The sequence below is a fragment of the Actinoplanes sp. NPDC049548 genome (assembly GCF_040676695.1).
Lineage (GTDB): Bacteria > Actinomycetota > Actinomycetes > Mycobacteriales > Micromonosporaceae > Actinoplanes.
Genome location: NZ_JBFAPM010000001.1, coordinates 783,665 through 806,361, shown reverse-complemented (window position 1 = coordinate 806,361; position 22,697 = coordinate 783,665). Strand labels below are relative to the sequence as shown.

Here is a 22,697-nt window from a genome sequence, read left to right as displayed (position 1 = left end):
TCGGCTTCAGGGCTTTCCCACCGAGGCACGCAGCCGGACCGGCATGGGGACGCGGTGCACCGCCGGGTCCTGCGGGGAGCCGAGCAGCAGTTCGACCGCCTTCCAGCCGAGCTGGTAGTGCGGGAGGGAGATGCTGGTGAGCTGCGGCCGGAGCCAGGCGGCCAGGTCGGAGTCGTCGAAGGACAGCACCGCCACGTCGTCCGGGATCTCGCGGCCCGCCTCGCGCAGCGCCTGGTACGCCCCCAGCGCCACCCGGTCGTTGAAGCAGATCAGCGCCTTCGGGGCGAGGCCGCCGGCTAGCGCCTGCCGGACCGCCTCGTACGCGGGCTCGGGCCACCAGTCGCACTCGATGGTGCCGGCGAGCTTGATGCCGTGGGCGGCGAAGCCCTCGCGGATGCCGGCGAGGCGTTCGCGGCCGGCGAAGACGTGGTGGGCGGAGTTGCCGACGAGGTGGATGCCGTCGCGGTGGCCGGCCCCGATGAGGGTCGTGGCGGCGCTCCAGCCGGCGGCGACCTCGTCCGGGATGACGCAGTGGTACGCCGGCTTGGCCGCCCGGGTGAGGCAGTTGAGCAGGACGACCGGCCTGCCCTTGAGCTGTTTGGGCACCCGGACGTAGCGGGTGAACATGCTCGCGTACACGAAGGCGTCGACCTGCCGGTCGAGGAAGTCGGAGATGAGCTTGTCCTCGACCACCGTGTCGCCCTCGGTCTCGCCGATGAAGAGGAGGTGGCCGTGAGCGACCGCCGCGGCGAGGCTGCCGTGGATCGCACGGCCGGCGTACGGGTCGGACGCGAGCGTGTCGGAGACCAGCGCGATGGTCTTGGTGACCTTCGTGCGCAGGCTGCGGGCCATGAGGTTGGGCCGGTAGTCCAGCTCCTGGGCTGCCCGGAGGACTCGTTGCCGGGCTTCCTCCGAGATCCGCATGTCCAGGTGGCGTCCGGCGAGGACGAACGACGCCGTACTGCGGGACACGCCGGCCCGCTGTGCGACCTGTAGCAGGGTCGCCCGTTGCAGGGGCATGAGCAGAGTCTTCCACGCCGCGTCGAGTGGCCCGCGGCCGATCCGCGCCTTTCGCAAAACGTGACAGTGCGGTGACACATCGATGGGTCTTGACGTCCCGCCGCCCAGGGGGAAGGGTCATGCTAAACCCATCTAGCGCCACCCCTCGAGACCCCCTGCCGGGCCGGCAGCCCGCAATCGCACCGGTTCGGCAGGGCCTCGAGGCCCAGATCTCGTCGCCGCGGGCCGCCGTGGCCCGCGACGACGGGCACCGCCGGACCTGCCTCGGCAGCGTCGAAGCCGCGAGGAGCACCAGCGGCGCGCGCGTCCGGTGAGAGCGCGCCGCCGCGTCGCCCGGCGGGCTGCCGAGGCGCCCGGTCACGCCGGGGACGGGCGGACACCTGCCCCCGGCGTGACACCAGGGGATCAGTCGTTGGCGTGCAGTGCGGCGTTCAACTCGATGCCGGTGCCCTTGCGAGGCCGGGCCTCCAGCGCACCGGTGACCGAGTTGCGCCAGAAAAGCAGGCCGTTCACGCCGGACAGCTCCCGCGCCTTGACCACCCGGCCGTCCGGCAGGGTCAGCTTCGACCCGGCGGTGATGTAGCAGCCCGCCTCCACCACACAGTCGTCGCCGAGGGAGATGCCGATGCCCGCGTTCGCCCCGAGCAGGCTGCGCTCGCCGATCGACACCTTGTCCTTGCCGCCGCCGGAGAGCGTACCCATGATCGAGGAGCCGGCGCCGACGTCGGAGCTGTCGCCGACGACGACGCCCTGCACGATGCGGCCCTCGACCATGGAGGTGCCGAGCGTGCCGGCGTTGAAGTTGCAGAAGCCCTCGTGCATCACCGTCGTGCCGCTGGCCAGGTGCGCGCCGAGCCGGACGCGGTCGGCGTCGGCGATGCGAACGCCGGAGGGCACCACGTAGTCGGTCATCCGGGGGAACTTGTCCACGCCGTACACGCTGAGGTGCCGGCCGGCGGCGCGCTCGATGAGGCGCAGCTCGTCCACGCGGTCCGGCGGGCAGGGGCCGGCCGAGGTCCACGCGACGTTGGCGAGCATGCCGAAGATGCCGTCGAGATTCTGCTCGTTGGGCTTCACCAGGCGGTGCGACAGCAGGTGCAACCGCAGGTACGCGTCCGAGGAGTCCTTGATCGGCTCGGCGAGCGAGGTCACCTCGGTGCGCACCTCGACGGTGGAGAGGCCGGCCAGGGCCTTGGGGCCGACGAGGCCGGCGGGCAGGGTCGGGGGCTCGGCGGGCAGCTCGCCCAGGCCCAGGAAGCCGGCGGGATACCAGGTGTCGAGCACCGTCCCGTCGGCGGTGACGGTGGCGAGGCCGATGCCCCAGGCGGCCGAGGTCGAGATCGCGCTACTCACGACGCGACCCTATCGGGTCTCAGGCCTGGGCCGGCCGCGGGATCTCGACGGTGGTCTCCGGCTCGAGGGCGGGATCGGGCGGCGGCAGGGCGAGGGCCATCCGGCGTTCCTCGACCACCAGGCGGATCCGCCGCTGCATGCGGCGCTGCATCTTCATTCGCTCGTAACGGGTCATCACGGTGGCTCCTTCGCCGAGATGCCCGGCCGGAGCCGGACGCCGTGCCTGCCGTGCGCGGGTCGGTAACTGTACAGACGTCGCGGAGCTACCGTCCGTTGCTTCAATCTGGCAAAAAGGCCGCGAGGCCGCAATCCTCTTGGCGAAACCCAACCGGTTATTCACCGGTTACGGACCGTCCGCACTACCGTGGATGCCATGACGGACAGCAGCAACGGCCGCAGCCGCGTACCCCGGGAGCGTCATCGCGGCGCCGTCACGCTGCGGCGTGAGTCGATCCCGCCGAGCACCGCGGACGAGAAGCTGCTCGATTCGCACCATCGCGGGGAGTGGAAGACCAAGGACGCCTGGCGGGCGCTGCGCATCCTCTCCGAGTTCGTCGAGGGCTTCGACACCCTGGCCGACCTGCCGCCCGCGGTGAGCGTCTTCGGCTCGGCCCGCAGCAGCCCGGAGAGCCCCGAGTGCGAGATGGCCGCGCAGCTCGGCGCGGCTCTGGCCGAGGCCGGCTACGCCGTGATCACCGGGGGCGGTCCCGGCGTGATGGAGGCGGCCAACCGGGGCGCGACCGAGGCCGGCGGCATGTCCGTGGGCCTGGGCATCGAGCTGCCCTTCGAGCAGGGGCTCAACGACTGGGTCGACATCGGCATCGACTTCCGCTACTTCTTCGTGCGCAAGACCATGTTCGTCAAGTACGCGCAGGCGTTCGTCGTCCTGCCCGGCGGCTTCGGCACGCTCGACGAGCTCTTCGAGGCGATCACGCTGGTGCAGACCCGCAAGGTGACCCGCTTCCCGGTGATCCTCATGGGCATCGAGTACTGGAGCGGCCTGCTCGACTGGATCAAGCAGCGGCTGCTCGCGGACGGCAAGGTGGGCCCGGACGACATGGACCTGATCATGCTCACCGACGACGTGGAAGAGGCCGTCCAGATCATCGTGAACGCCGAGAACGGGAAGCGGTGACGTGGCGGCCGTCTGCGTCTTCTGCGCCTCCTCCGTCCACCTCGACGCCAAGCACCTCGATCTGGCCACCGCCTTCGGCAAGGCACTCGGCCCGCGCGGGCACTCCCTCGTCTCGGGCGGCGGCCGCGTCGGCATGATGGGCGCGGTCGCGGAGGGAGCCCGCGCCTCGGGGGCGCACACCCTCGGCGTCATCCCGCAGTCCCTCGTGGATCTCGAAGTCGCCGACACCGCCTCGGACGAGCTGGTCGTCACCACCGACATGGGCGCCCGCAAGAACATCATGATCGAGCGCTCGGACGCCTTCGTGATCCTGCCCGGCGGCCTGGGCACCCTCGACGAGCTCTTCGAGGTCTGGACGACGGCGACGCTGGACCTGCACCGCAAGCCGATCGTGGTGCTGGACCCGGACGGCTTCTACAGCGGCCTGTGGACCTGGCTCGGTGAGATCACCGAGACGGCGTTCGTCCGCCGCCCGGCCCTGGCCCAGGTCACGCTGGTCACCTCCATCGACGCCGCCCTCGACCACATCGAACGGGCCTGACGGATCACCGGAGGGCCTCGGCGGCCGCGGCCTTGACCGCTGTGGTCAGGGCCGCGAGCACTGTGGACTCCATGCGCCAGAACTGCCAGTACAGCGGCACGTCGAGGTGCCGCCCCGGGGTCAGGTCGGCGAGCCGGCCGGCCGCGATGTCCGCCCGCGCGATCTGCTCCGGCACCAGCCCCCAGCCGAGCCCGAGCCGGATCGCCTCCACGAACGCGGCCGTTGCGGGAACGTAGTGGATGGGCGGGTCGAAGCGGCGCCGGGACAGCGAGGCCAGGAAGCGGTGCTGGAGCCGGTCCTTGCGGTTCAGCACGATCATCGGCGTGGTCGCGAAGTCCTCGAAGGTGCCGGGCGCCGCGGCCGCCAGGTACCGCATCGCGCCGAGCTGTTCGACGCGGCAGCCCTGGACGGCGGTGTGCTGGGCGGTGACAGCGGCCATGGCCGTACCGGCGCGCAGCAGCTCCGCGGTGTGGTCCTGGTCGTCCTGGTGCACGTCGAAGCTCAACGCCAGCTCCGGCGGGACCGCGGCCAGCGCCGCCAGGAACCAGGTGTGCAGGGAGTCGGCGTTGACGACCACCGCTATCCGGGTACGCCCACCGCCCCCCAGCGCACCGCGCGCCGCGTCCAGCGCCTCGCGTTCGAGCAGGGCGACCTGACCGGCGAGGCGTACCAGTGCCTGCCCCGCCTCGGTGGGCTCGGCCGGCTTGGCGCGGCGTACGAGCACCTGTCCGACCGTCTGCTCCAGGGCTTTGATGCGCTGGCTCACCGCGGAGGGCGTCACGTGCAGCACCCGGGCCGCCGCGTCGAAGCTGCCCTCCTCGATCACCGCCTGGAAGGTGGCCAGCTGCACGGCGTACATCAGATTTCCTTATGTTCCTGAAGAATCATTAGCTGGATTACACCATTCCCTGGCCCTACCGTCGAGGACGTGCTCACCTCCGCCCTCGCGGGCTTCGCGGCCTCCGTCGTGCTCATCGTCGCCATCGGCGCGCAGAACGCGTTCGTGCTGCGCCAGGGGCTGCGCCGTGAGCACGTCGTACCCGTCGTCCTCACCTGTGCGATCTCCGACCTGCTGCTGATCGCCGCCGGCATCGCCGGCCTCGGCGCCGTCGTGGCCGGCCACCCCGCCGTGCTCACGGCGATCCGCTGGTCCGGGGCCGTCTTCCTGCTCGGGTACGCCCTCCTGGCCGCCAAGCGCGCGATCCGGCCCACCGCCCTCTCCCCCGCCGACCGCGCCCCGGCGACCCTGCGGGCCACCCTGCTGACCTGCCTCGCCCTGACCTACCTCAACCCGCACGTCTACCTGGACACCGTGCTGCTGCTCGGCTCGCTGGCGCAGCAGTACGCCCACCAGTGGCTGTTCGGCGTGGGCGCGGCGGCGGCCAGCGGCGTGTGGTTCGCGGCCCTGGGGCTCGGCGCGCGCAAGCTTGCCCCCGTACTGAACAAGCCCGTCGCCTGGCGGATCCTCGACGGCCTGATCGCCGCCGTCATGGCGGGCCTCGCGGTCGCTCTGCTCGCCTGACGTCACGCGCGGGGGTGAATCCCGCCGGTCGTCGGATTTCGGACGCACCGGCGGCCGGCCCGCCGATGCGCAGGTCGAGGGCGGTCCGCGCGGCGGCGATGCATTTCGTCAGCCGTTCGTGGACCCCCGGCGTGGCTAGCGTGACCGGCATGGAGTCAGCCGCCCTTGCCGACCTGGGACGCACCGCGCTCGAACTGTCCTACCCGGAGGAAGCCGACGAGTTCGACGCCGCCTGGGACCGCCACCACGGCGGAGGACGCCACCGGCCCCGGCCACCGGTCGGCATCGGCGTCGACCTGCTCCCGCTGGCCGACCACCTCGTGACGGCGCTGACGTTCCTGTCCGGGGCCGCCGCCACGCGGGTCACCGAGCGCGCCACCGACGCGCTCACCGATCGGACGAAGTCCAGGCTCGCCGCCCTCATCTCGCGGGCCGACATCGCCCCGCCCCGGCCGGCCCCGCTCGACGCCGCCCAGGAGCGCGAGGTGTTCGACCTGCTGGTCGGCCGGCTGCGCGACGTGCTCTCGCCCGAGGAGGCCGAGCGGATCGCCGAGGGGGTGATCGGCGCCCTGCGGCTGCGCAGCGGCGGCGAACGTTGACGACGCCCGCAGCCACCGCAGTCACCCCCGCCCGCTCGCACCGCCCGCTCTCTCCCAGCCGCGGCCAATACGTCCTGCTCCTGGTCGTACTCGTGCTCACCGGCACGTTCGCCGGCATTCTCATCTTCAACGACGTCTTCGGCCCGGCGTGGGGACGTGCGGTGAGCGCATGTTTCCAGTCAGCCACACTGCGTTTCCCTGAGCCGCTCGACGATGCCGGGCAGCTGGCCCGCTCCGAGTGGGCCATCGACTGCGCCGCGGGGAGCCAGCACCAGCAGGCGCTGATGGCGGTCGCCGGCGGCGCCCTCGTGCTGGTGGCCGGTCTCGTCCTGTCCCGGCTGCTGCCCGCAGTGATGATGCAGCGCCTCGGCGCGGTGCGGCCACCGCTTCCCGCCTGGGAGGAGATGATGCGGCGGGTCGCCGGCCGACGCTCGGCGCAGGTGGTGCTGGGCCCGCCGGGTCTCACCGAGCCGTTCACCGTGCGGCACCAGCGGAAGACCCGGATCGTGCTGCCGGCCGGGATGCGCCGGCTGCCGGACGCGGAGCTCGAGGCCGTCCTGCGGCACGAGCACGCCCACGTCACCGCCGGGGACGTCGGGCTCGTCTGGCTCAGCCGCGGCATCCGCTGGGCGCTACCGGCGGTGGCCCTGCTCCCGCCGACGTGGCTGGCCGTGCGGTGTCTCGCCGAAGCGGACCGGACGCTGGTGCACACGTTCGGGCGCAGCTTCTGGCTCGAGTACGGCGTACGCGTCGCCGCGCTGCTCACCGTCGCCTACGTCCTCGCAGCGAAGATCGGCCGGCTCCGGGAGCACGAGGCGGATCTCCGCGCCGCCGCCGGCGGGAGCACGGCGGGCCTGACCCGGCTGCTGTCGCGGGGAACGGCGTCGTCGGGTCTCCGGCGCCGGTTGACCGCCTCACACCCGAGCCCGGAACGCCGCAAGGACGTCCTAGCCCGACCGGAGACCCTGACCCGGCTCGACATCGTCGACGACGTCGCGGCCGGACTGCTGGCGGGCGTCGTGCTCGCCGCCGTCCGCGATGTGGCGTCCCCGGGCCTGGTGGCCACACCGCTCGCCGGTTACGTTCATGCGATCGCCGCCCTCGCCGCCGGCCTGCTCGTCGCCACGACGTGGGGGCAGGCCGTCTGGCGCCGAGCGGCGGACGACGCCTCTTGGTGGCACGGCCTGTACGGCCCGCTGGCCGCCCTGACGGTGAGCCTGCCGGTCGGCTTGATGGCCGGCGTGGGGACCACGGGAGTCACCCTCGCGCCCTACGGGACCTGGTGGTCGCTGCTGCCGATCTCGGTGGCCGTCGCCGGAGCCTGCGCCTGCAGCGCCATGCTCGCCCGGGCGTGGCAACCCGCCCCGGTCATGTCCGTCGTGATCAACACGGTCCTGTTCGGGCTCGCCCTCTGGATGGGACCGCTCAGCGCGGTGCTGGGCAACTACACCGACCCCGGCGACTACCTGCTGCTCACCAGGGCGACGCCCTGGACCGGCACGCTGTCCCTGGCGCTGCTCTGCGGCAGCGCGGTGGCCTGGCACCGGCGGCGTGAGGCCCTCCCCGTACCGCTGGTGCTCGGCAGCGCGCTCGCCGCCGCCGCGGCCGCTTTCGTCGTCCGCCGGCTGATGACCGCATCGATCGAGGCGGACGTGCCACAGGCGGGGCCGCTGCTCGACATGTGGTCCGCCGCGGCAGCAGGGGTGGCAGTGGCGCTGGCGATCGGCCTCGTACGCGGCATCGGCGGGCTGATGGACGTCCTGCGCGGGGCCCCGGCCGCAGCGATCCTCGCCGGTGCGGCCCTGTGGCTGCGCTCGCTGCCGGCGTGGGACCACCCGGGTCCGGCGGCGTGGGAGTTCGCACAGACCACAGTGGCGCTGACGGCCACCGCCCTCGTCGTTCTGGCGGCGGTGTCGGTCCTCGTACCACCGCGCGGGCCGCGAACGACGCTGCTCGTACCGATGGCGGCCGCCGTCGCGTCGGCGGTTCTGACCGCGAGTCTGGTGACCGGCGCCGGTCACCTGACCTTCACCCTCTGACGCACAGATTCGAGATCCATCGAGCAATTTGCACGCGTCGACTAAACACGGGCGCATGCGCAGAATTCTCGTGTCGGCCGCGCTCGCCGCGGCCGTGGTAGTCGGAGCGGGCGGGCAGGCGTTCGCCGCACCGCCGCCCGCGTCCGCCGGCTTGCCCGGTGGCTGGTCCGTCGAGGGCGGACAGCTCACCTGGCGGGCGGGCGAGCGGGTGCCCATGGGCGACGCCGCCGTCGAGTTCTGGGCCGGCGGCAAGCTGCTCGGCAGGCCGCGGCCCCAGAAGGACCAGAAGACGTTCAAGCTCGACCTCGACGAGGTCCGCAGCCTCGACTCCCTGCAGGTGCGCGCCGGCGGCAAGCGCCTGGACCAGGCCGCGCCCCCGGCTCGCCGGCAGGCGGCGGCGCAGGCGCCCGCCTACAGCCCGCAGGCGGCACACACCGTCGACCCGGGCGTCAAGGGTCCCTACCGGACGGTCCGCGGCGAGTACGCCCTCGCCGGCGTGAAGCTCCCGGACTTCCCGCAGAAGGTCGAGATGCAGGCCGTGGTCGTGGCGCCGAAGAACGCGCCCGGCAAGCGCCCGCTCGCGCTCTTCCTGCACGGCCGCCACTCGATCTGCTACAACGGCGCCGACGACAACGCGCCGCAGGAGTGGCCGTGTCCTCCCGGCACCAAGCCGATCCCGAGCTACCGCGGCTACCTGCAGGCCCAGGAGCTGCTGGCCTCGCAGGGCTACGTCACCGTCTCCATCTCGGCCAACGGCATCAACGGCCAGGACTACGCGGCCGAGGACGGTGGCGCCCAGGCACGCTCCTCGCTGGTACGCCAGCACCTCGCCAAGTGGGCGGCATGGGCGGGCAGCGCCCGGTCGGGTGCCCCGGCGATCGTTCGCAGCGCGCCCCGGGCCGACCTGTCCAAGGTGTTCCTCATGGGCCACTCCCGCGGCGGCGAGGGCGTGAGCCGCGCCGCCATGGACACCCTCACGCCGCCGCCGGCCGCCCAGGACGGCTACCACGGCAGGAACCGCTGGACGATCCGCGGCCTGCTGCTGATCGGTCCGACCATCTTCGGGCACAACCCGGTGCCGGACGTGCCGTCGGCGACGATCCTGCCGGGCTGCGACGGTGACGTCTCCGACCTGCAGGGCCAGATCTTCATCGACGAGACGCGCGGGGTCAGCCGGGGCAAGGCCCTGCACAGCGCCCTGTACGTGGTCGGCGCCAACCACAACTTCTTCAACACCGAGTGGACCCCCGGGCAGGCGGCGGCGCCGGCGTGGGACGACTTCCAGAGCGAGGAGCCGGACGCGGTCTGCTCCCCCGGCAAGCCGACGCGGCTCACCGCCGCCCAGGAGCAGAAGGTGGGTGCCACGTACATCGCGGCGGCCGCGCGGCTGTTCGTGGGTCGTGACGACCGGGTACGCCCTCTGCTCGACGGCACCGGCGTCCGCGCTCCCTCCGCCGACCCGGCCCGCGTGCTCAGCCACGCGCTCGGCGGCCGGCGGACCCCGGCGCTGATCCCGGACACGTCCGTCTCCGTCGCGGGCGGTGGCCGGATCTGCGCGCAGGTCAGCAACGAGGCGAACGCCTGCCTGAACCCGGAGGACTGGTCCACCCGCTCGGCCCACTTCGTGTCCATGGGCGTCGTGCCCGAGCCCGGCCGGTACGCCGCCGAGCTGACCTGGTCGGCGGCGGGCCGGCCGGTCACCCTGAAGCAGTCGCGCGCGGTGTCGCTCGCCGGGTCGAAGGCCCTCGCGCTGCGGCTCATGGTGCCGCCGAACACCACCGGGACCCGCTTCGGCGTCGCGGTGATCGACACACACGGCCGGCGTACCGCGCTGGGCGACGTGCGGGTCGACGGCCTGCCGGGCAGCGCGAACACCACGTCGTACTGGGCCCGGGAGGTGCGGGTGCCGCTCGGCCGCTTCTCCGGCAAGGTGGCGAAGCTGGAGCTCACACCGCGCACCGCGAACGGCCACGCGTGGCTGATCGACGCCTGGGGCTGGACCGCCGGCACGCCGGATCCGCGGGAGACCTCGCTGCCGCGCATCGACATCGGCAGCCTCGCGGTCGACGAGGGCAACTCGGGCACGAAGACGTACACGATCCCGGTGAAGGTGACCGGGCGCGGCGGCGGCAAGGTGCGGCTGTTCCTGGTCGACTCGGCCACGTACAAGAGCACGTCGTGGGTGGCGACCGTCCGGCCGGGTGACCGCACGCTCCGGGTGCCGGTCCAGGTCAAGGGCGACACCCTGTACGGCGAGAACGAGGGCAAGATGCTGCTCGCCAAGGCCGAGCGCGGCCTGGTGATCGGTGACTACCAGGGCGGCGTGGAGATCCGCAACGACGACCCGGCGCCCACCGTCACCGTCGCCCCGGTCGCGGCCGAGGTGGCCGAGGGCGGCACGCTGCGCTGGCAGATCAAGCTGTCCGCCCCGGCCGAGACCGACCTCTTCTACTGGTCCACCGCGGCGGCGCCGGCCACCGGCACGGAGCTGTCGAGCACGGACGTGGACCCGCAGTGGTTCCGGGAGCACGCCTTCGAGGAGCCGGAGCCGTCGCGGCCGCTGTCGAAGACGTGGCTGTCCGTGGGCGCCGACATCCCCGCCGGAAAGACGAGCGCCGAACTGTCGGTGCCCACGGTCGCCGACAGCGTGAGCGAGGGCGCCGAGGTCGTCGAGCTGCACTTCGACGAGGGCAGCGGCGTCGCACCGATCACGGGCACCGTCACCGGCTGATCCTCTGCGCGCCTCACCCCTCCGGGAGCTGGGAGAACCGCACCATGTTCCCGGAGGGGTCGCGCAAGGCGCAGTCGCGGACACCGTACGGCTGGTCGATGGGTTCCTGAAGCACGTCGGCCCCGGCGGCGCGGACCTTCTCGAAGGTCTTGTCGCAGTCGTCGGTGCGGAAGATGACGCCCGGCAGCAGGCCCTTGGCGAGCAGGTCCGCGGTGGCCCGCCGGTCCTCGGCCGAGGTGTGCGGGAAGTAGCCGGGGATCTCGAGGCCGAGCTCGACCTCGGGCTGACCGGGCGCGCTGAGGGTCAGCCAGCGGTTCTCCTCGAACTGCACGTCGTTGCGGACCTCGAGCCCGAGCACGTCGCGATAGAACCCGAGCGCGGCGTCGTAGTCGTGGACGATGAGGAAGCAGTGTGACAGCGAAATCGTCATGCGGCTCACGCTAGGACGCGCCGCCGGGACCGGGCTTCTCGAGATCTGACCGATCCCAGAGCAGCTCTCTGACCCGGTGGCCGAGGGCTCGCAGATCCAGCGGCCCGGTGGTGTCGATCCGGACCACCGGGCCGAGCCCGAGCGGAGCCGCGCCGGCCGCCCAGGCGGCCCACTCCCGGGTGAGCCGCTCCCCGTCGGCATGCACCGAGGGGCGCCGGCGGGCGGCGAAACGGGCGCGGGCCACCTCCGCCGGGGCCTCGCACCAGATCTCCACCGTCGCGGTCGCACCGGCGCGCGCCAGCCCGGCGCGGGCCTGCTCGAGGTCCCGCGGCCGGAACCACCACGCGTCGACCACCACCATGCCGCTCAGCGCCGCGGCCAGGGTCCACACGGTCTCCCTCGCCACCGCGGGAAGGCCGGGCACCTCGGTGACCACGGCCCCGGTCAGCGCCTCCTCGATCCGGTCGGCGTCCAGGCAGGCGGCTCCCAGGGCGGCGGCGAGCCGGGGGGCGAGCGTGCTCTTGCCCGAGCCCGGCAGACCGTTCACCATCACGACGTCACGTGCCATGCCGAGCACCATGGCACACGGTGCGCCGGGCTTGACCCTCGACCTTGTCGAGGCGGCAGGGTCTCGAGGTGTGGAGAGCACGATGTACGGCATCGGCGAGGTCGCCCGGGCCAGCGGCCTGGGCGTGAGCGCCCTGCGGTTCTACGACGGGGCCGGCGTGCTGGTCCCGGCGGAGGTCGATCCGGCGACCGGCTACCGGCGCTACCGCCCGGCGCAGATCCGCGCGGCGCGCCTGGTCGCCGGGCTGCGCCGGGTGGGTATGCCGGTCGCGGACATCGGCCGCGCGGTCGCCGCCATGGATCGCCCGGCGGCGGTGCGCGAGCTGCTGGACGAGCACCTGCGCCGGCTGGAGGACGGCCTCACCGACGCCCGCCGCGAGCTCTTCCGCATCCATCGGTTGCTGGACCTCGAGGAGATCACCATGACCCGCATCAGCCTGCCCGCCGCCGCGCTCGCCGCCGCCCTCGACGCCGTCCGGTTCGCCGCCTCGACGGACCCGGAGCTCCCCATGCTCAACGGCGTCCTGCTCGAGGCGGAGCCGGACGCCCTGACGCTGGTGACCACCGACCGCTACCGGTTGGCCGTGGCCGCCGCCGACGCCACCGTCACCGGGCCGCCGGTCCGGGTGGTGGCACCCCTGCCGTTCGCCGACGCGCTGCGGCAGCTGCTCACCGGCACGGTGGTGCTGGACCTGGACCCGTCCGCGATCACCGCCGAGACGCCGGGGCACCGGCTGACAGCCGAGCCGCTCGACGTGGACTTCCCGGATCACCGTCGCCTGGTGGAGCCCGTCCGGCCGGGCGCCCGCTCGGTCACGGTGGACGTACCGAACCTGCGGGAGCGGCTGGGCGGCGCCTCCCCGGTGACCCGTGAGCACGACGGCGTCGCGTACGACGTGGCGATCCTGACCCTGGACCCGTCGGGCGCCGTACGCCTCGCCGAGGAGGACGCCTGGGCCGCCGACGAGCAGGCGCACGTGGCGGTCAACCGGGAGTTCCTGCTCCAGGCCCTCGATGCGGGCGGGGCCGGCCAGCTCGTGCTGGAGCTCGACGGGCCCATCAGGCCGCTGGCCGTACGCGGATCCGGAACCTTCTCGATCCTCATGCCGGTTCGTCACTGACCGGGCGATCCCGGCCGCGGAGGTGAACGTGTAACTTCGTCACAGGATTCGAGTACGATGCCTGCTCTGATCCTGATCATCCCTTGTTCCAGCCGAGACTCAGTCCTGAAGCCCTCACGCCGATCAAGAGGTAGTGACGCCCGCCGTTCCCGGCAGGCACCGACGCGGCCCGGGCAGGTTGCCTTGAGTACTGACGAGCGCTTCCCCTCCGGAAGCGGCGCGGGTGACGCATCCGCGACGCGCGTCGCCACTCGGCATGAGATGAACGGACATTCAGGTCCTTCCGGTGTCACCGGCGACGAAGGACACCCAAACGGCCGGACCGTCGACCCGGAGCCTCCGGGCGAGCGGAAGAGCGTCGCGGTCCGCACGGTCACCGCCTCCGCCGGTGGCGTGCGGTCGCCGCTCGGCCGCGCGATGTGGATCTACCTCGCCGTGACGATGAGCCTCACGGCCGTCTACGTCTTCGTCCCCGGGTCGAACGTGATCACGTGGACGCTGATCGTCCTGTCGTCGTTCGTCGCGTTCGCCGTCGGTATCACCCGGAACAAGCCGCGCCGGCGGCAGCCGTGGGCCCTGCTGGCCGCCGGCTACATCGCCTTCGCCGCCGGCACCGTCGTCGCCCTGGTGGCGGTGCCGCTGGGACAGTTCCCGTCCATCGCCGACCTCGTGTTCCTCGGCCTGTCCCTTCCGCTGCTGCTGACCGGCCTGCACGGGCTGACCAGGTCGGGGGCGCGGTTCCTGGACCGGGCCGGGGTCCTCGACGCGGCCATCCTCACGATCGCCGGCGGGTTCCTGGCCTGGACCTTCCTGATCAACCCGTTCCTGCAGGACCCGACGCTCGGGCCGCTGGAGAAGGCGGTGTCGATCGCGTACCCGCTGACCGACGTCCTGACCCTGGCCATCCTGGCCCGGCTCGGCCTGGCCGCGGCTCGCAACACCAGCCTGGTCGCCCTGCTCACCTCCGGCGCCGCCCTGCTCACCGCCGATGTCCTGTACGGCCTCAGCCGCCTCGAGCACATCTGGGAGCTCGGCGGCCCGATGGACCTGGGCTGGCTCGTCTTCTACATCGCCGGCGGCGCGGCGGCGCTGCACCCGTCCATGATCCGGGCCACCGAGCCGCAGGTGCTGACCAGCACGCAGGTCTCCCTGCGCCGCGGGGTGCTGACCGTGGCGTCGCTGCTGGCCCCGGCCGCCCTGCTGGTCCAGGCGCTGCGCGGACCGGTCCTCGACGGGCTCCTCATCGCCGTCGTCTCGGCGGCGCTCATCCTGCTGGCCCTGGCCCGGATGTCGGCCGTCGCCAACAACCTGCGCCAGGCGTTGGCCCGCGAGCGCGAGCTCCGCGAGGCGTGCGAGGCGCTGCTGGTCTCCACGAACATCGACGAGGCCGAGGCCGTGCTGCGGCGCGCGATCGGCCGGATGCTGCCGCCGGACGCCGAGCACCGGGTGGTCCTCAAGCTGGGCGGCGACCAGTTGACCGAGCCGGCCGACCTGGCTCAGGCCCTCGGCAACCTCACTGCCGGCCTCGAGCTGCGGTATGTGGTGACGCTACCGGCCGACGTGGCCCAGCCGCTCGCCTCCTTCGAGCTGGCCCTGCACTGCCGCCTGGCGGTGGGCACCTCGTGGATCGGCGACCTGTTCGTCGGCGCGGACGAGCCGGCGCTGATCGGGCTGCAGGAGGCCGTACCCGTGCTGGCGGGCCAGGCCGCGACCATGATCGACCGGATCCGCCTGGGCCGCGAGATCAGCCAACGCGACAGCCAGGCGTACTTCCGGACGCTGGTGCTCAACGCCACCGAGGTCATCGCGATCGTCGACGAGGACAACCGGATCACGTACGTGAGTCCCGCCGCCGAATCGGTCATCGGGACCGTGGACCTGGTGGGCCGCAACGTTCTCGAGCTCATCGAGGAGGGCCAGCGCGGCGAGGTCCGGGAGCTGCTGGACGCCGCGCGCACCGGCCGGGCCGGCGAGGGGCTGAACCTGTGGCGGGTCCGCCGCACGGACGGCAACCTCGTGTACGCCGAGGCGGTGATCGGCGACATGCGCCGGGAGCCGGGCGTGAACGGGCTGGTGGTGACGCTGCGGGACGTGACCGAGCGGCGGCGCCTGGAGCAGGAGCTGCTCGCCCGCGCGTACGTGGATCCCCTGACCGGCCTGGGCAACCGGCTGCGTTTCCAGGACGACGTGGCGGCCGCGATCGAGGCGCGGAGCGGCGTCTGCGGCGTCATGATCATCAACGTGGACGGCTTCCGGGTCATCAACGACACCATGGGCCACGAGGTGGGCGACGAGCTGCTCGTCGCCGTCGCCAACCGGCTCTCGTCGGCGCTCGCCGAGGTCGGCACGGTGGCCCGGCTGGGCGCCGACGAGTTCGGCCTGGTGGTGGCGGACGCCCCGGACGTGGCCCACGTCGAGCGGGTCGCCGACCAGGTCGTCGGCCTGTCCGCCGATGCCTTCCAGGTGGGCGGCAGCCTGGTCACCGCGCACCTGCGCGCCGGCGTGGCCACCACGGCCGACGCCGGCACGGCGAAGGAGCTGCTGGGCCAGGCGGACGTCGCCCTGGACAGCGTGCCGGCGAGCGGTGGCGCGCGCTGGCGCCGGTACGAGGCGTCGCTGCACGCCGAGGTCCTGGACCGCATGCAGCTGCGTACCGACCTCGATCGGGCGTTCGCCGACAAGTCCTTCCAGCTCAACTACCAGCCGATCGTGGAGCTGGCCGATGGGCGTACGGTCGGCTTCGAGGCCCTGCTGCGGTGGCCGCACCCGACCCGCGGCATGGTGTCGCCGGCGGAGTTCATCCCGCTGGCCGAGGAGTCCGGGCTGATCGTGGACCTGGGCGCCTGGGTGCTGCGGACGGCGGTCGCCACCGCGGCGCAGTGGCAGCGGGTCCAGCCGGTCGACACGCCGTACGTGAGCGTGAACGTCTCGGTCCGGCAGTTCCGGTCGCCCGAGTTCGTGGATCAGGTGTTCGCCGAGCTGAGCCGCTCCGGGCTGCCGGCGCAGCTGCTCACCCTGGAGATCACCGAGAGTCTGCTGCTGGGCGAGCACGAGCAGATCCACGCCGACATCGCCCGCCTGCGGCAGGCCGGGATCAAGATCTCGATCGACGACTTCGGTACGGGCTACTCCTCGCTGAGCTACCTGCACCGGGTACCGGTCGACACGCTCAAGCTGGACAAGTCCTTCGTCGACACGATCACCACGTCGCAGCAGCAGCTGGATCTCGTCCGGGGCATCATCCAGCTCGCCGGCACACTGACACTGGACGTGGTGGCCGAGGGCATCGAGACGGCGGACGAACACCGGCTGTTGCAGGAGGCCGGGTGCCGGCTCGGGCAGGGCTACCTGTTCGACCGGCCGATGACCGAGGCGGCGGCGTACCAGCTCGTCACCGAAGGTGAATGAGCCTCTCATCACAGTAAGCTCGCCTTAATGCGGCATGCATCTACTTTCCTGCCTAGCCTGGTAAGCATGCTGTCCACCGCGCCCGCCGTGGCGTCACCCGCTGCCGACGCCGCCTACCGCAGCATCTCCGCCCTCACCCGGGCGGGGCTGTGGGACCAGGTGATCGACGAGGTCGACGGGCGCCGCATCCGCATCGGCGAGCGCTGGTTCGTCGACTACGCCTCCTGCAACTACCTCGGCCTCGACCTCGACCCGGAGATCCTCGACTCCATCGACGTCCAGGTCCGGCGCTGGGGCACGCACCCCAGCTGGTCGCGCATGCTGGGCAGCCCCCGGCTCTACCCGATGATCGAGGAGCGGCTCACCGAGCTGCTGGGCGCACCGGACACGCTGCTGCTGCCGACGATCAGCCAGATCCACCTCTCCGTGATCCCCGCCCTGGCCGGTAAGGGGCACATCCTCATGGACTCGCGGGCGCACCGGACCATCTACGACGGGTGCGTGCACGCCCGCGGCCTCGGCGCGACCCTGCGCCGGTTCCGCACGGAGGACGCCGAGCACCTCGCCGAGCTGCTGCGTGAGGTCCCGCCCGGCACGCCGACGCTGGTCTGCATGGACGGCGTCAACAGCATGACCGGCAACGCCCCGGACCTGACCCGCTTCGCCTCTTTGTGCCGCGAGCACAACGCCACCCTGTACGTCGACGACGCGCACGGCTTCGGCGTCATCGGCGAGCGCGGCCCGGCCGAGACCTCGCCGTACGGCCTGCGCGGCAACGCCATCGTGCGCCACTACGGGCTCGACTACGACAACGTGGTGCTGGTCGGCGGCTTCTCGAAGGCGTACTCGTCGCTGCTGGCCTTCATCGCCTGCCCGGCGCCGGTCAAGGAGTATCTGAAGATCGCCGCGGCGCCGTATCTCTACTCCGGCCCGGTGCCGACCGCGGCCCTCGCCACCGTGCTCGCGGGCCTCGAGGTCAACGAGCGCCGGGGCGACGCGCTCCGCACCGAGCTGCACCGGAAGACCGCGCGGGTCCTCGACCACCTCGAGCGCCTCGACGTACGGACGCCCAACGCCTCCGGCTTCCCACTCGTCCAGATCCCGCTGGTCAACGGCGACGACCTGCCCGCGGTGGCGAACGCGCTGCTCGACCGGGGCATCTACGTCACGCTCGCGCCGTATCCGGGGGTGCCCAAGGACGAGGTGGGCTTCCGCATCCAGATGACCGCCGCCCACACCGACGAGCAGGTCGACAAGCTCCTGGAGACCCTCACCGCCCTGGGAACCGCGGTGCTGCGCCGCCGCTGACCGGTCACCTCCGGCGCAGCCAGGGGTAGAGGGTCGCCCAGACCATCTTTCCCCCGCTGGTCGGGAGCACCCCCCACGACGTGGCGGCTGCCTCCACCACCCGCAGCCCCTGGCCGATGTCACGAGCCGTGCTGATCGGCGGGCCGGCGCCGTCGTCCGCCGGGCAGCGGACCGCCAGCACCTGGGGCATCCGCGGATCCCGGTCACCCACGATGACGTGGATGCCCGACCCCCGGCGCGACACCGAGACGGTGATCGGCGGACTACCGTGCAGGACGGCATTGCCGGCCAGCTCGGAGACGACCAGCCGGGCCCGGTCCGCCAGCTCCTCCAGGCCCCAGGCGGCGCAGGCGTCGGTCACGAGGTTGCGGCTGAGGAACACGGCGTCGGCGCGGGGCGGCAGGCGCAGCAGCAGCTTGGGCATCCGGTCTGCCAGGCTGACGCGAACGCGCCGGGCGCGGTCCACCGTGTCGAACACGGGTACGTACCTCGCCGCACCGATGCGATGCAGACGCCTGGCCGGCACGGTGTCCGCCGGGGCGCAGATGAGGACCTGCACCGGCGGCTCCATGGCCTGCCCCACCCGCCAGGCGTGGATCCAGGCGTTGACGCTGGCAGCCGCCGGGTCCTGCAGGGCACCCAGATCGATGATCAACACGCCGGGGTGCTCGCTCATGCACTTCGCCACGCTCTTGTTGACGCGCATGTTCAGGGCGGGGTTCCAGGCTCCCCGCACCGTCATGACCACGGTCTGGCTGGGGATGTCCGCGCTGACGACGACCGATCCGTGCTCATGGACGTCGATCCGGTGATGTGATGACAGAGAACTCACCTCGGCAGATGAGGGGGGTAGCGCCCGCGGAGCGGACGGCGGATCGCCGCACTATCGGTCAGTTCGCCGTCCAGGTTTCCGCAGTCATGCCGGGGTTGTCGGACAGAAGGTCCGTCGCGTCTCGATGCAGTCTGTATTAGGGCTGCGGCGCGCTCAGGTCCCGCACCCAGTGCGCACACCGCAGCGGCCGGCCCTCATAGTCGAGGTCACAGTCGTCGATACGGGTGAAGAGCAGCTTGCGGAGGATCGCATTGGACGGTCCGTTGGTCACCGCCGGGAAGGAGTGCAACACGCGTACGCCCTGAGCGACCGCGAGCGGCAGCAGCTGCTCGAAGGCCCGCCCGGCCACGCCCCGCGCCTGGTAGTCCGGGATCAGCATGGCGCCCAGCTCGTGCACGAGCTCCCCGGCGACCTCGGAGCGCCAGATCGCGATGATGCCGACCGGCTCCTCGGTGCCGTCCGGCACGATCACGTAGTACAGATCGCCCTCGGCCACCCCGGCCATCCGGCGCTGGTGCACCTGGGCCACATGCTCCTCGTCCCCGGTGCCGCCGAGGTGACCCACCACCCCCGGATCGGATTCGAGCCGCCGGGTCAGACGCAGATCCTCTTCGGCGTACGGGCGCAGTCGCATGTCGTCCTGCTTACCAGGCCCGCTGGGCTACTGCGCTGACACGGGCCGCCGGACACGCGAGGATGAGGCGGTGGACGAGGAGATCAAAGCCCGGCGGGCCGCCTGCACCGACACGATCCTCGGCAACGGGCTGATCCGCCCCCGCGAGCTCCTCGCCACCATCGACCCCGGCACCGACCCCGACGTGTACGGCGACGGCGGCGTCGTCACCGAGCTCGAACAGCACGTCGCCGCCCTGCTCGGCAAGCCCGCCGCGGTGTACCTGCCCAGCGGCACCATGGCCCAGGCCGCGACCCTGCGGGTGCACGCCGACCGGCGGACGTCGCGGACCGTCGTGTGGCATCCGTACTGCCACCTCGAGCAGCACGAGGGCCAGGCACACCAGCGGCTGCACCAGCTGGTCGGGCGGCGGGCCGGCGAGCCGGAGCGGCCCCTGACCCTCGACGACCTGACCGAGGTCGCCGAGCCGGTCGCCGCGCTCCTGCTCGAGCTCCCGCAGCGCGACCTAGGCGGCACCCTGCCGGACTGGGACGACCTGGTGGCGCAGACCCGATGGGCCCGGGACCGAGGCGCGGCCGTCCACCTCGACGGAGCCCGGCTCTGGGAGGCCACCGCCGGCTACGAATCCACACCGGCGGAGATCGCCGCCCTCTTCGACACGGTCTACGTCTCCTTCTACAAGGGCGTGGGGGCGCTGCCGGGATGCTGCGTGGCCGGCCCCGAGGCGGACGTCCGGGAGGTCCGCGAGTGGCGCTCCCGGCTCGGCGGCACCCTGTTCGCCCTCTGGCCCGGGGCGGCGTCCGCGCTCGCCCTGCTGGACGAGGCACTCGCCGAGATGCCGGCCCGGATGCGGCACGCCCGCGCGATCGCCGAGGCGCTGGTCGGCGTACCCGAGATCCGGGTCGTGCCGGACCCACCGCAGTCGCCGATGCTGCACCTGCTGTTCTCGACCCGGCCGGAGACCTACCAGGCCAACGCGAAGCGGCTCGCCGACGAGACCGGGCTCTGGGTGTGGCCCAGCGGCATGGCCACCGGGGACCCGGACGTGATCCGCACCGAGCTCACCGTCGGCCGCGCAACCCTGCGCCACAAGCCCGAAGCCATCGCCGAGATCCTCGCCGGGTTGTGCATCGACGCCCCCGTTTAGGGACATGGATCGTCGCCACTGTGGTGGCGACGATGGTGGGGTGATCCCAGAGCCGTACGCTGCCGCCTCCGTCCGCCCGCGTCGCCCGCGCCGCGCGCTGATGTCCCTGCTGGCCGTGCTCACCGTGGTGGCCGCGGGGCTCACCGCGGCGTTCGGGCCCGGCTTCACCGGCGGGTCGTCCGCGTACGCCGCCGGCGAGCACACGATCACCTTCGTCAACCAGAGCGCCGAGAAGGTGTGGGTGGGCAGCACGGTCAACGCCGACGGGTCGGTGAACTTCGCGCAGCTGCCGATCCTCGAACCCGGTGCCTCGGCCACCATCGTCATCCCCGAGAACGCCGCCCCCGGCCACTGGCGCGGCAAGTTCTTCGCCCGGCAGCGCTGCAGCGGCGAACCCGGCAGCACCTTCCACTGCGAGGTCGGCGACTGCGGCAACGCCGCGGACCACTGCGCGATCAACGGCGAGCAGGACGCCAGCCTGGCCGAGTTCAACTTCGACCCCGCCGACCCGTGGGGCGCCCCCTGGTACGACGTCAGCTACGTCAACGCCGTCTCCCTCCCCATCACGATCACCCCGACCGGCGCCCCCGCGCCCCCACCGGGCACCCAGTACTGCGCCGAGGCAGGCTGCGTAAAACCGCTGCTCGACGCCTGCCCCGCAAGCAACCTGAAGCGCGACGGCCAGGGCCAGCCGCTGCTGTGTGTGAACCCCAACCGCGACGCCGTGACGGAGTACAGCGAGGCCGTGAAGAAGGCGTGCCCGCGGGCGTACAGCTGGTCCAAGGACGACGCCACCGCGGGCAACCAGGTCATGTACAACTGCAAGGAGTGCACCGGCTTCACGGTGACCTTCCACGGCAACGGCACGGCCCCGCAGCCGGCCGTCCCGGGCGACCAGCGGCTCGCCGCCCCGGCGGACGTCGCGGAGAACCAGCTCGTCAGCAACTGGCACGGCAAGTGCATCGACGTCCCGGGCGGCGACTACTCGGACCGCGTACGCCTGGCGGCATGGGATTGCTGGAACGGCCCGATGCAGCGCTTCCAGCTGGCGGCGGACGGCACGATCCGCATCGGCGGCAAATGCGTGGACGTCGCGGACGGCGCCACCGCCGACATGATCGCCATCCAGGTCTTCACGTGCAACGGCACACCGGCACAGCAGTGGGTGCTGACCGAGGCGGGCGACCTGGTCAACCCGCAGGCCGACAAGTGCGTGGACATCGCGGCCTGGAACGCCGCCAACGGCGCACCCCTGCAACTGTGGACCTGCAACGGCATGGCCAACCAGAAATGGCACCGGGCGTGACGGGCGGTCCTACGCTCGGCCGGTGACCCTCTACCCGGAGATCGAGCCCTACGCCACCCACCGGGTGGAGACGAGCGGGGGCCACCGCCTCTACGTCGAGGAGGCGGGCAACCCGGACGGCCTCCCGGCACTGTTCGTCCACGGCGGTCCGGGAAGCGGCCTGGCGCCGTTCATGCGCCGCTTCTTCGACCCGGCCCGCTACCGGGTGATCCTTCCCGAGCAGCGCGGAGCGGGCCGCAGCACGCCCGTCGGGGAGCTGCACGAGAACACCACCTGGCACCTCGTGGACGACATCGAGGTGGTCCGCCGCCGGCTCGGCGTCGAGAAGTGGCTGCTGTTCGGCGGCTCCTGGGGTTCGACGCTCTCCCTCGCGTACGCCCAGACCCACCCGGACCGGGTGACGGGCCTGATCCTGCGCGGCATCTATCTGGTACGCCGCAGCGAACGCGACTGGATCTACCAGCACGGCCTGCACCACCTGCAGCCGGAGGAGTGGGAGCGGTTCATCGCCCCGATCCCGCCTCCGGAACGCACGGACTTGCTGGCGGCGTACCACCGCCGGCTCACCGGCCCGGACGCGGCGGAGGCCGCCCGCTGCGCCGAGGCCTGGATGCGCTGGGAGGCGGTCAACTCGTCCCTCACCCCGGACCCGGATCTGATCGCGACGCTGACAGCCGGCAGCACGGCCGTGGCCGCAGCACGCATCCTCGCCCACTACGTGATCAACGGGGGTTTCTTCACCCCGGAGACCCAGCTCCTGGACGGCATCGACCGCATCCGCACCAAGCCGGCGGTGGTCATCCAGGGCCGCTACGACCTCTGCTGTCCCCCGGTCACGGCCTACGACCTGGCACGGCGGTGGCCGGAGGCGGAGTTCCGGGTGGTGCACGGCGCGGGGCATGCGTCGCTGGAGCCGGGCATCCTCGACCGGCTGATCCGGGCCACGGACCGATACGCGGCGACGGGTGACCCGCGCGGCGGATGATGGCGCCGACGAGGCAGCG

General features: G+C 72.4%; 20 protein-coding genes. 12 read left to right on the top strand and 8 right to left on the bottom strand.

Annotated features, from left to right (window positions below; all coding sequences use genetic code 11):
* Positions 1–6: 6 nt before the first annotated feature.
* The 3 genes from AB0J80_RS03890 to AB0J80_RS03880 form a co-directional block, all read right to left on the bottom strand.
* A complete protein-coding gene (locus AB0J80_RS03890) occupies positions 7–1,020 on the bottom strand; it encodes a LacI family DNA-binding transcriptional regulator (protein WP_364700005.1) in 1,014 nt (337 codons plus the stop codon).
* A 405-nt stretch (positions 1,021–1,425) separates the two neighbouring features.
* Positions 1,426–2,373: a 2,3,4,5-tetrahydropyridine-2,6-dicarboxylate N-succinyltransferase gene (gene dapD / locus AB0J80_RS03885; protein ID WP_364700003.1), complete on the bottom strand. Its 948-nt coding sequence runs from the start codon at positions 2,371–2,373 to the stop codon at positions 1,426–1,428.
* 19 nt (positions 2,374–2,392) lie between these two features.
* Positions 2,393–2,548: a hypothetical protein gene (locus tag AB0J80_RS03880; RefSeq protein ID WP_364700001.1), complete on the bottom strand. Its 156-nt coding sequence runs from the start codon at positions 2,546–2,548 to the stop codon at positions 2,393–2,395.
* Between the two features lie 198 nt (positions 2,549–2,746).
* On the opposite strand from AB0J80_RS03880, the gene AB0J80_RS03875 reads away from it, so the two are divergent.
* Both AB0J80_RS03875 and AB0J80_RS03870 read left to right on the top strand, forming a co-directional pair.
* Positions 2,747–3,508: a TIGR00730 family Rossman fold protein gene (locus AB0J80_RS03875; protein WP_364699999.1), complete on the top strand. Its 762-nt coding sequence runs from the start codon at positions 2,747–2,749 to the stop codon at positions 3,506–3,508.
* Between the two features lies 1 nt (position 3,509).
* On the top strand, positions 3,510–4,049 hold the full coding sequence (locus tag AB0J80_RS03870; RefSeq protein WP_364699997.1) for a TIGR00730 family Rossman fold protein: 540 nt from the start codon (positions 3,510–3,512) through the stop codon (positions 4,047–4,049).
* A 4-nt stretch (positions 4,050–4,053) separates the two neighbouring features.
* Here AB0J80_RS03870 and AB0J80_RS03865 read toward each other — a convergent pair whose 3' ends face one another.
* Entirely contained in the window at positions 4,054–4,911 is an 858-nt protein-coding gene (locus AB0J80_RS03865; RefSeq protein ID WP_364700181.1) for a LysR family transcriptional regulator ArgP, read from the bottom strand.
* 66 nt (positions 4,912–4,977) lie between these two features.
* Between AB0J80_RS03865 and AB0J80_RS03860 the strand changes: the two genes are divergently transcribed.
* From AB0J80_RS03860 to AB0J80_RS03845, 4 genes are all read left to right on the top strand, one after another.
* The gene (locus AB0J80_RS03860) at positions 4,978–5,571 is read left to right on the top strand and encodes a LysE/ArgO family amino acid transporter (RefSeq protein ID WP_364699995.1); all 594 of its coding nucleotides are present in this window, start codon (positions 4,978–4,980) and stop codon (positions 5,569–5,571) included.
* Between the two features lie 149 nt (positions 5,572–5,720).
* Positions 5,721–6,170, top strand: a complete 450-nt coding sequence (locus AB0J80_RS03855) for a hypothetical protein (protein WP_364699993.1) — start codon at positions 5,721–5,723, stop codon at positions 6,168–6,170.
* Entirely contained in the window at positions 6,167–8,209 is a 2,043-nt protein-coding gene (locus tag AB0J80_RS03850; RefSeq protein WP_364699991.1) for a M48 family metalloprotease, read from the top strand. The genes AB0J80_RS03855 and AB0J80_RS03850 overlap by 4 nt, the downstream gene beginning before the upstream one ends.
* A gap of 55 nt (positions 8,210–8,264) precedes the next feature.
* Complete coding sequence (locus tag AB0J80_RS03845; RefSeq protein WP_364699989.1) at positions 8,265–10,940, top strand: hypothetical protein; 2,676 nt, start codon at positions 8,265–8,267, stop codon at positions 10,938–10,940.
* Between the two features lie 13 nt (positions 10,941–10,953).
* On the opposite strand, the gene AB0J80_RS03840 is transcribed toward AB0J80_RS03845, so the two are convergent.
* The gene (locus AB0J80_RS03840; RefSeq protein ID WP_364699987.1) at positions 10,954–11,370 is read right to left on the bottom strand and encodes a VOC family protein; all 417 of its coding nucleotides are present in this window, start codon (positions 11,368–11,370) and stop codon (positions 10,954–10,956) included.
* Positions 11,371–11,380: 10 nt separating this feature from the next.
* Positions 11,381–11,938, bottom strand: a complete 558-nt coding sequence (locus tag AB0J80_RS03835; protein WP_364699985.1) for an AAA family ATPase — start codon at positions 11,936–11,938, stop codon at positions 11,381–11,383.
* A gap of 82 nt (positions 11,939–12,020) precedes the next feature.
* Between AB0J80_RS03835 and AB0J80_RS03830 the strand changes: the two genes are divergently transcribed.
* The 3 genes from AB0J80_RS03830 (at position 12,021) to AB0J80_RS03820 (ending at position 17,774) form a co-directional block, all read left to right on the top strand.
* Positions 12,021–13,058: a MerR family transcriptional regulator gene (locus AB0J80_RS03830; RefSeq protein WP_364700179.1), complete on the top strand. Its 1,038-nt coding sequence runs from the start codon at positions 12,021–12,023 to the stop codon at positions 13,056–13,058.
* A gap of 261 nt (positions 13,059–13,319) precedes the next feature.
* Complete coding sequence (locus AB0J80_RS03825; RefSeq protein ID WP_364699983.1) at positions 13,320–16,466, top strand: EAL domain-containing protein; 3,147 nt, start codon at positions 13,320–13,322, stop codon at positions 16,464–16,466.
* A gap of 66 nt (positions 16,467–16,532) precedes the next feature.
* Positions 16,533–17,774 carry a pyridoxal phosphate-dependent aminotransferase family protein gene (locus AB0J80_RS03820; protein ID WP_364699981.1) on the top strand — a complete coding sequence of 414 codons (1,242 nt, stop codon included), beginning with the start codon at positions 16,533–16,535 and terminating at the stop codon, positions 17,772–17,774.
* Between the two features lie 4 nt (positions 17,775–17,778).
* On the opposite strand, the gene AB0J80_RS03815 is transcribed toward AB0J80_RS03820, so the two are convergent.
* The gene (locus AB0J80_RS03815) at positions 17,779–18,606 is read right to left on the bottom strand and encodes an ATP-binding protein (RefSeq protein WP_364699979.1); all 828 of its coding nucleotides are present in this window, start codon (positions 18,604–18,606) and stop codon (positions 17,779–17,781) included.
* A 136-nt stretch (positions 18,607–18,742) separates the two neighbouring features.
* Positions 18,743–19,240 carry a GNAT family N-acetyltransferase gene (locus AB0J80_RS03810; protein WP_364699977.1) on the bottom strand — a complete coding sequence of 166 codons (498 nt, stop codon included), beginning with the start codon at positions 19,238–19,240 and terminating at the stop codon, positions 18,743–18,745.
* Between the two features lie 70 nt (positions 19,241–19,310).
* Here AB0J80_RS03810 and AB0J80_RS03805 point away from each other — a divergent pair, with 70 nt between their 5' ends.
* The 3 genes from AB0J80_RS03805 to pip are packed head-to-tail and all read left to right on the top strand — an operon-like array spanning position 19,311 to position 22,678.
* On the top strand, positions 19,311–20,387 hold the full coding sequence (locus tag AB0J80_RS03805; RefSeq protein ID WP_364699975.1) for a beta-eliminating lyase-related protein: 1,077 nt from the start codon (positions 19,311–19,313) through the stop codon (positions 20,385–20,387).
* 40 nt (positions 20,388–20,427) lie between these two features.
* Positions 20,428–21,693, top strand: coding sequence for a thaumatin family protein (locus tag AB0J80_RS03800; protein WP_364699973.1), 1,266 nt, complete (start codon positions 20,428–20,430; stop codon positions 21,691–21,693).
* A gap of 22 nt (positions 21,694–21,715) precedes the next feature.
* Positions 21,716–22,678: a prolyl aminopeptidase gene (gene pip, locus AB0J80_RS03795; RefSeq protein WP_364699971.1), complete on the top strand. Its 963-nt coding sequence runs from the start codon at positions 21,716–21,718 to the stop codon at positions 22,676–22,678.
* The last annotated feature ends 19 nt before the right edge of the window (positions 22,679–22,697 follow it).

Coding starts and splice junctions, on each gene's coding strand:
- AB0J80_RS03830 (WP_364700179.1), top strand. CDS start 12,021: ATGTACGGCATCGGCGAGGTCGCCCGGGCCAGCGGCCTGGGCGTGAGC.
- AB0J80_RS03845 (WP_364699989.1), top strand. CDS start 8,265: ATGCGCAGAATTCTCGTGTCGGCCGCGCTCGCCGCGGCCGTGGTAGTC.
- AB0J80_RS03880 (WP_364700001.1), bottom strand. CDS start 2,548: ATGACCCGTTACGAGCGAATGAAGATGCAGCGCCGCATGCAGCGGCGG.
- AB0J80_RS03810 (WP_364699977.1), bottom strand. CDS start 19,240: ATGCGACTGCGCCCGTACGCCGAAGAGGATCTGCGTCTGACCCGGCGG.
- AB0J80_RS03875 (WP_364699999.1), top strand. CDS start 2,747: ATGACGGACAGCAGCAACGGCCGCAGCCGCGTACCCCGGGAGCGTCAT.
- AB0J80_RS03835 (WP_364699985.1), bottom strand. CDS start 11,938: ATGGCACGTGACGTCGTGATGGTGAACGGTCTGCCGGGCTCGGGCAAG.
- AB0J80_RS03840 (WP_364699987.1), bottom strand. CDS start 11,370: ATGACGATTTCGCTGTCACACTGCTTCCTCATCGTCCACGACTACGAC.
- AB0J80_RS03825 (WP_364699983.1), top strand. CDS start 13,320: ATGAACGGACATTCAGGTCCTTCCGGTGTCACCGGCGACGAAGGACAC.
- AB0J80_RS03890 (WP_364700005.1), bottom strand. CDS start 1,020: ATGCCCCTGCAACGGGCGACCCTGCTACAGGTCGCACAGCGGGCCGGC.
- AB0J80_RS03820 (WP_364699981.1), top strand. CDS start 16,533: ATGCTGTCCACCGCGCCCGCCGTGGCGTCACCCGCTGCCGACGCCGCC.
- AB0J80_RS03855 (WP_364699993.1), top strand. CDS start 5,721: ATGGAGTCAGCCGCCCTTGCCGACCTGGGACGCACCGCGCTCGAACTG.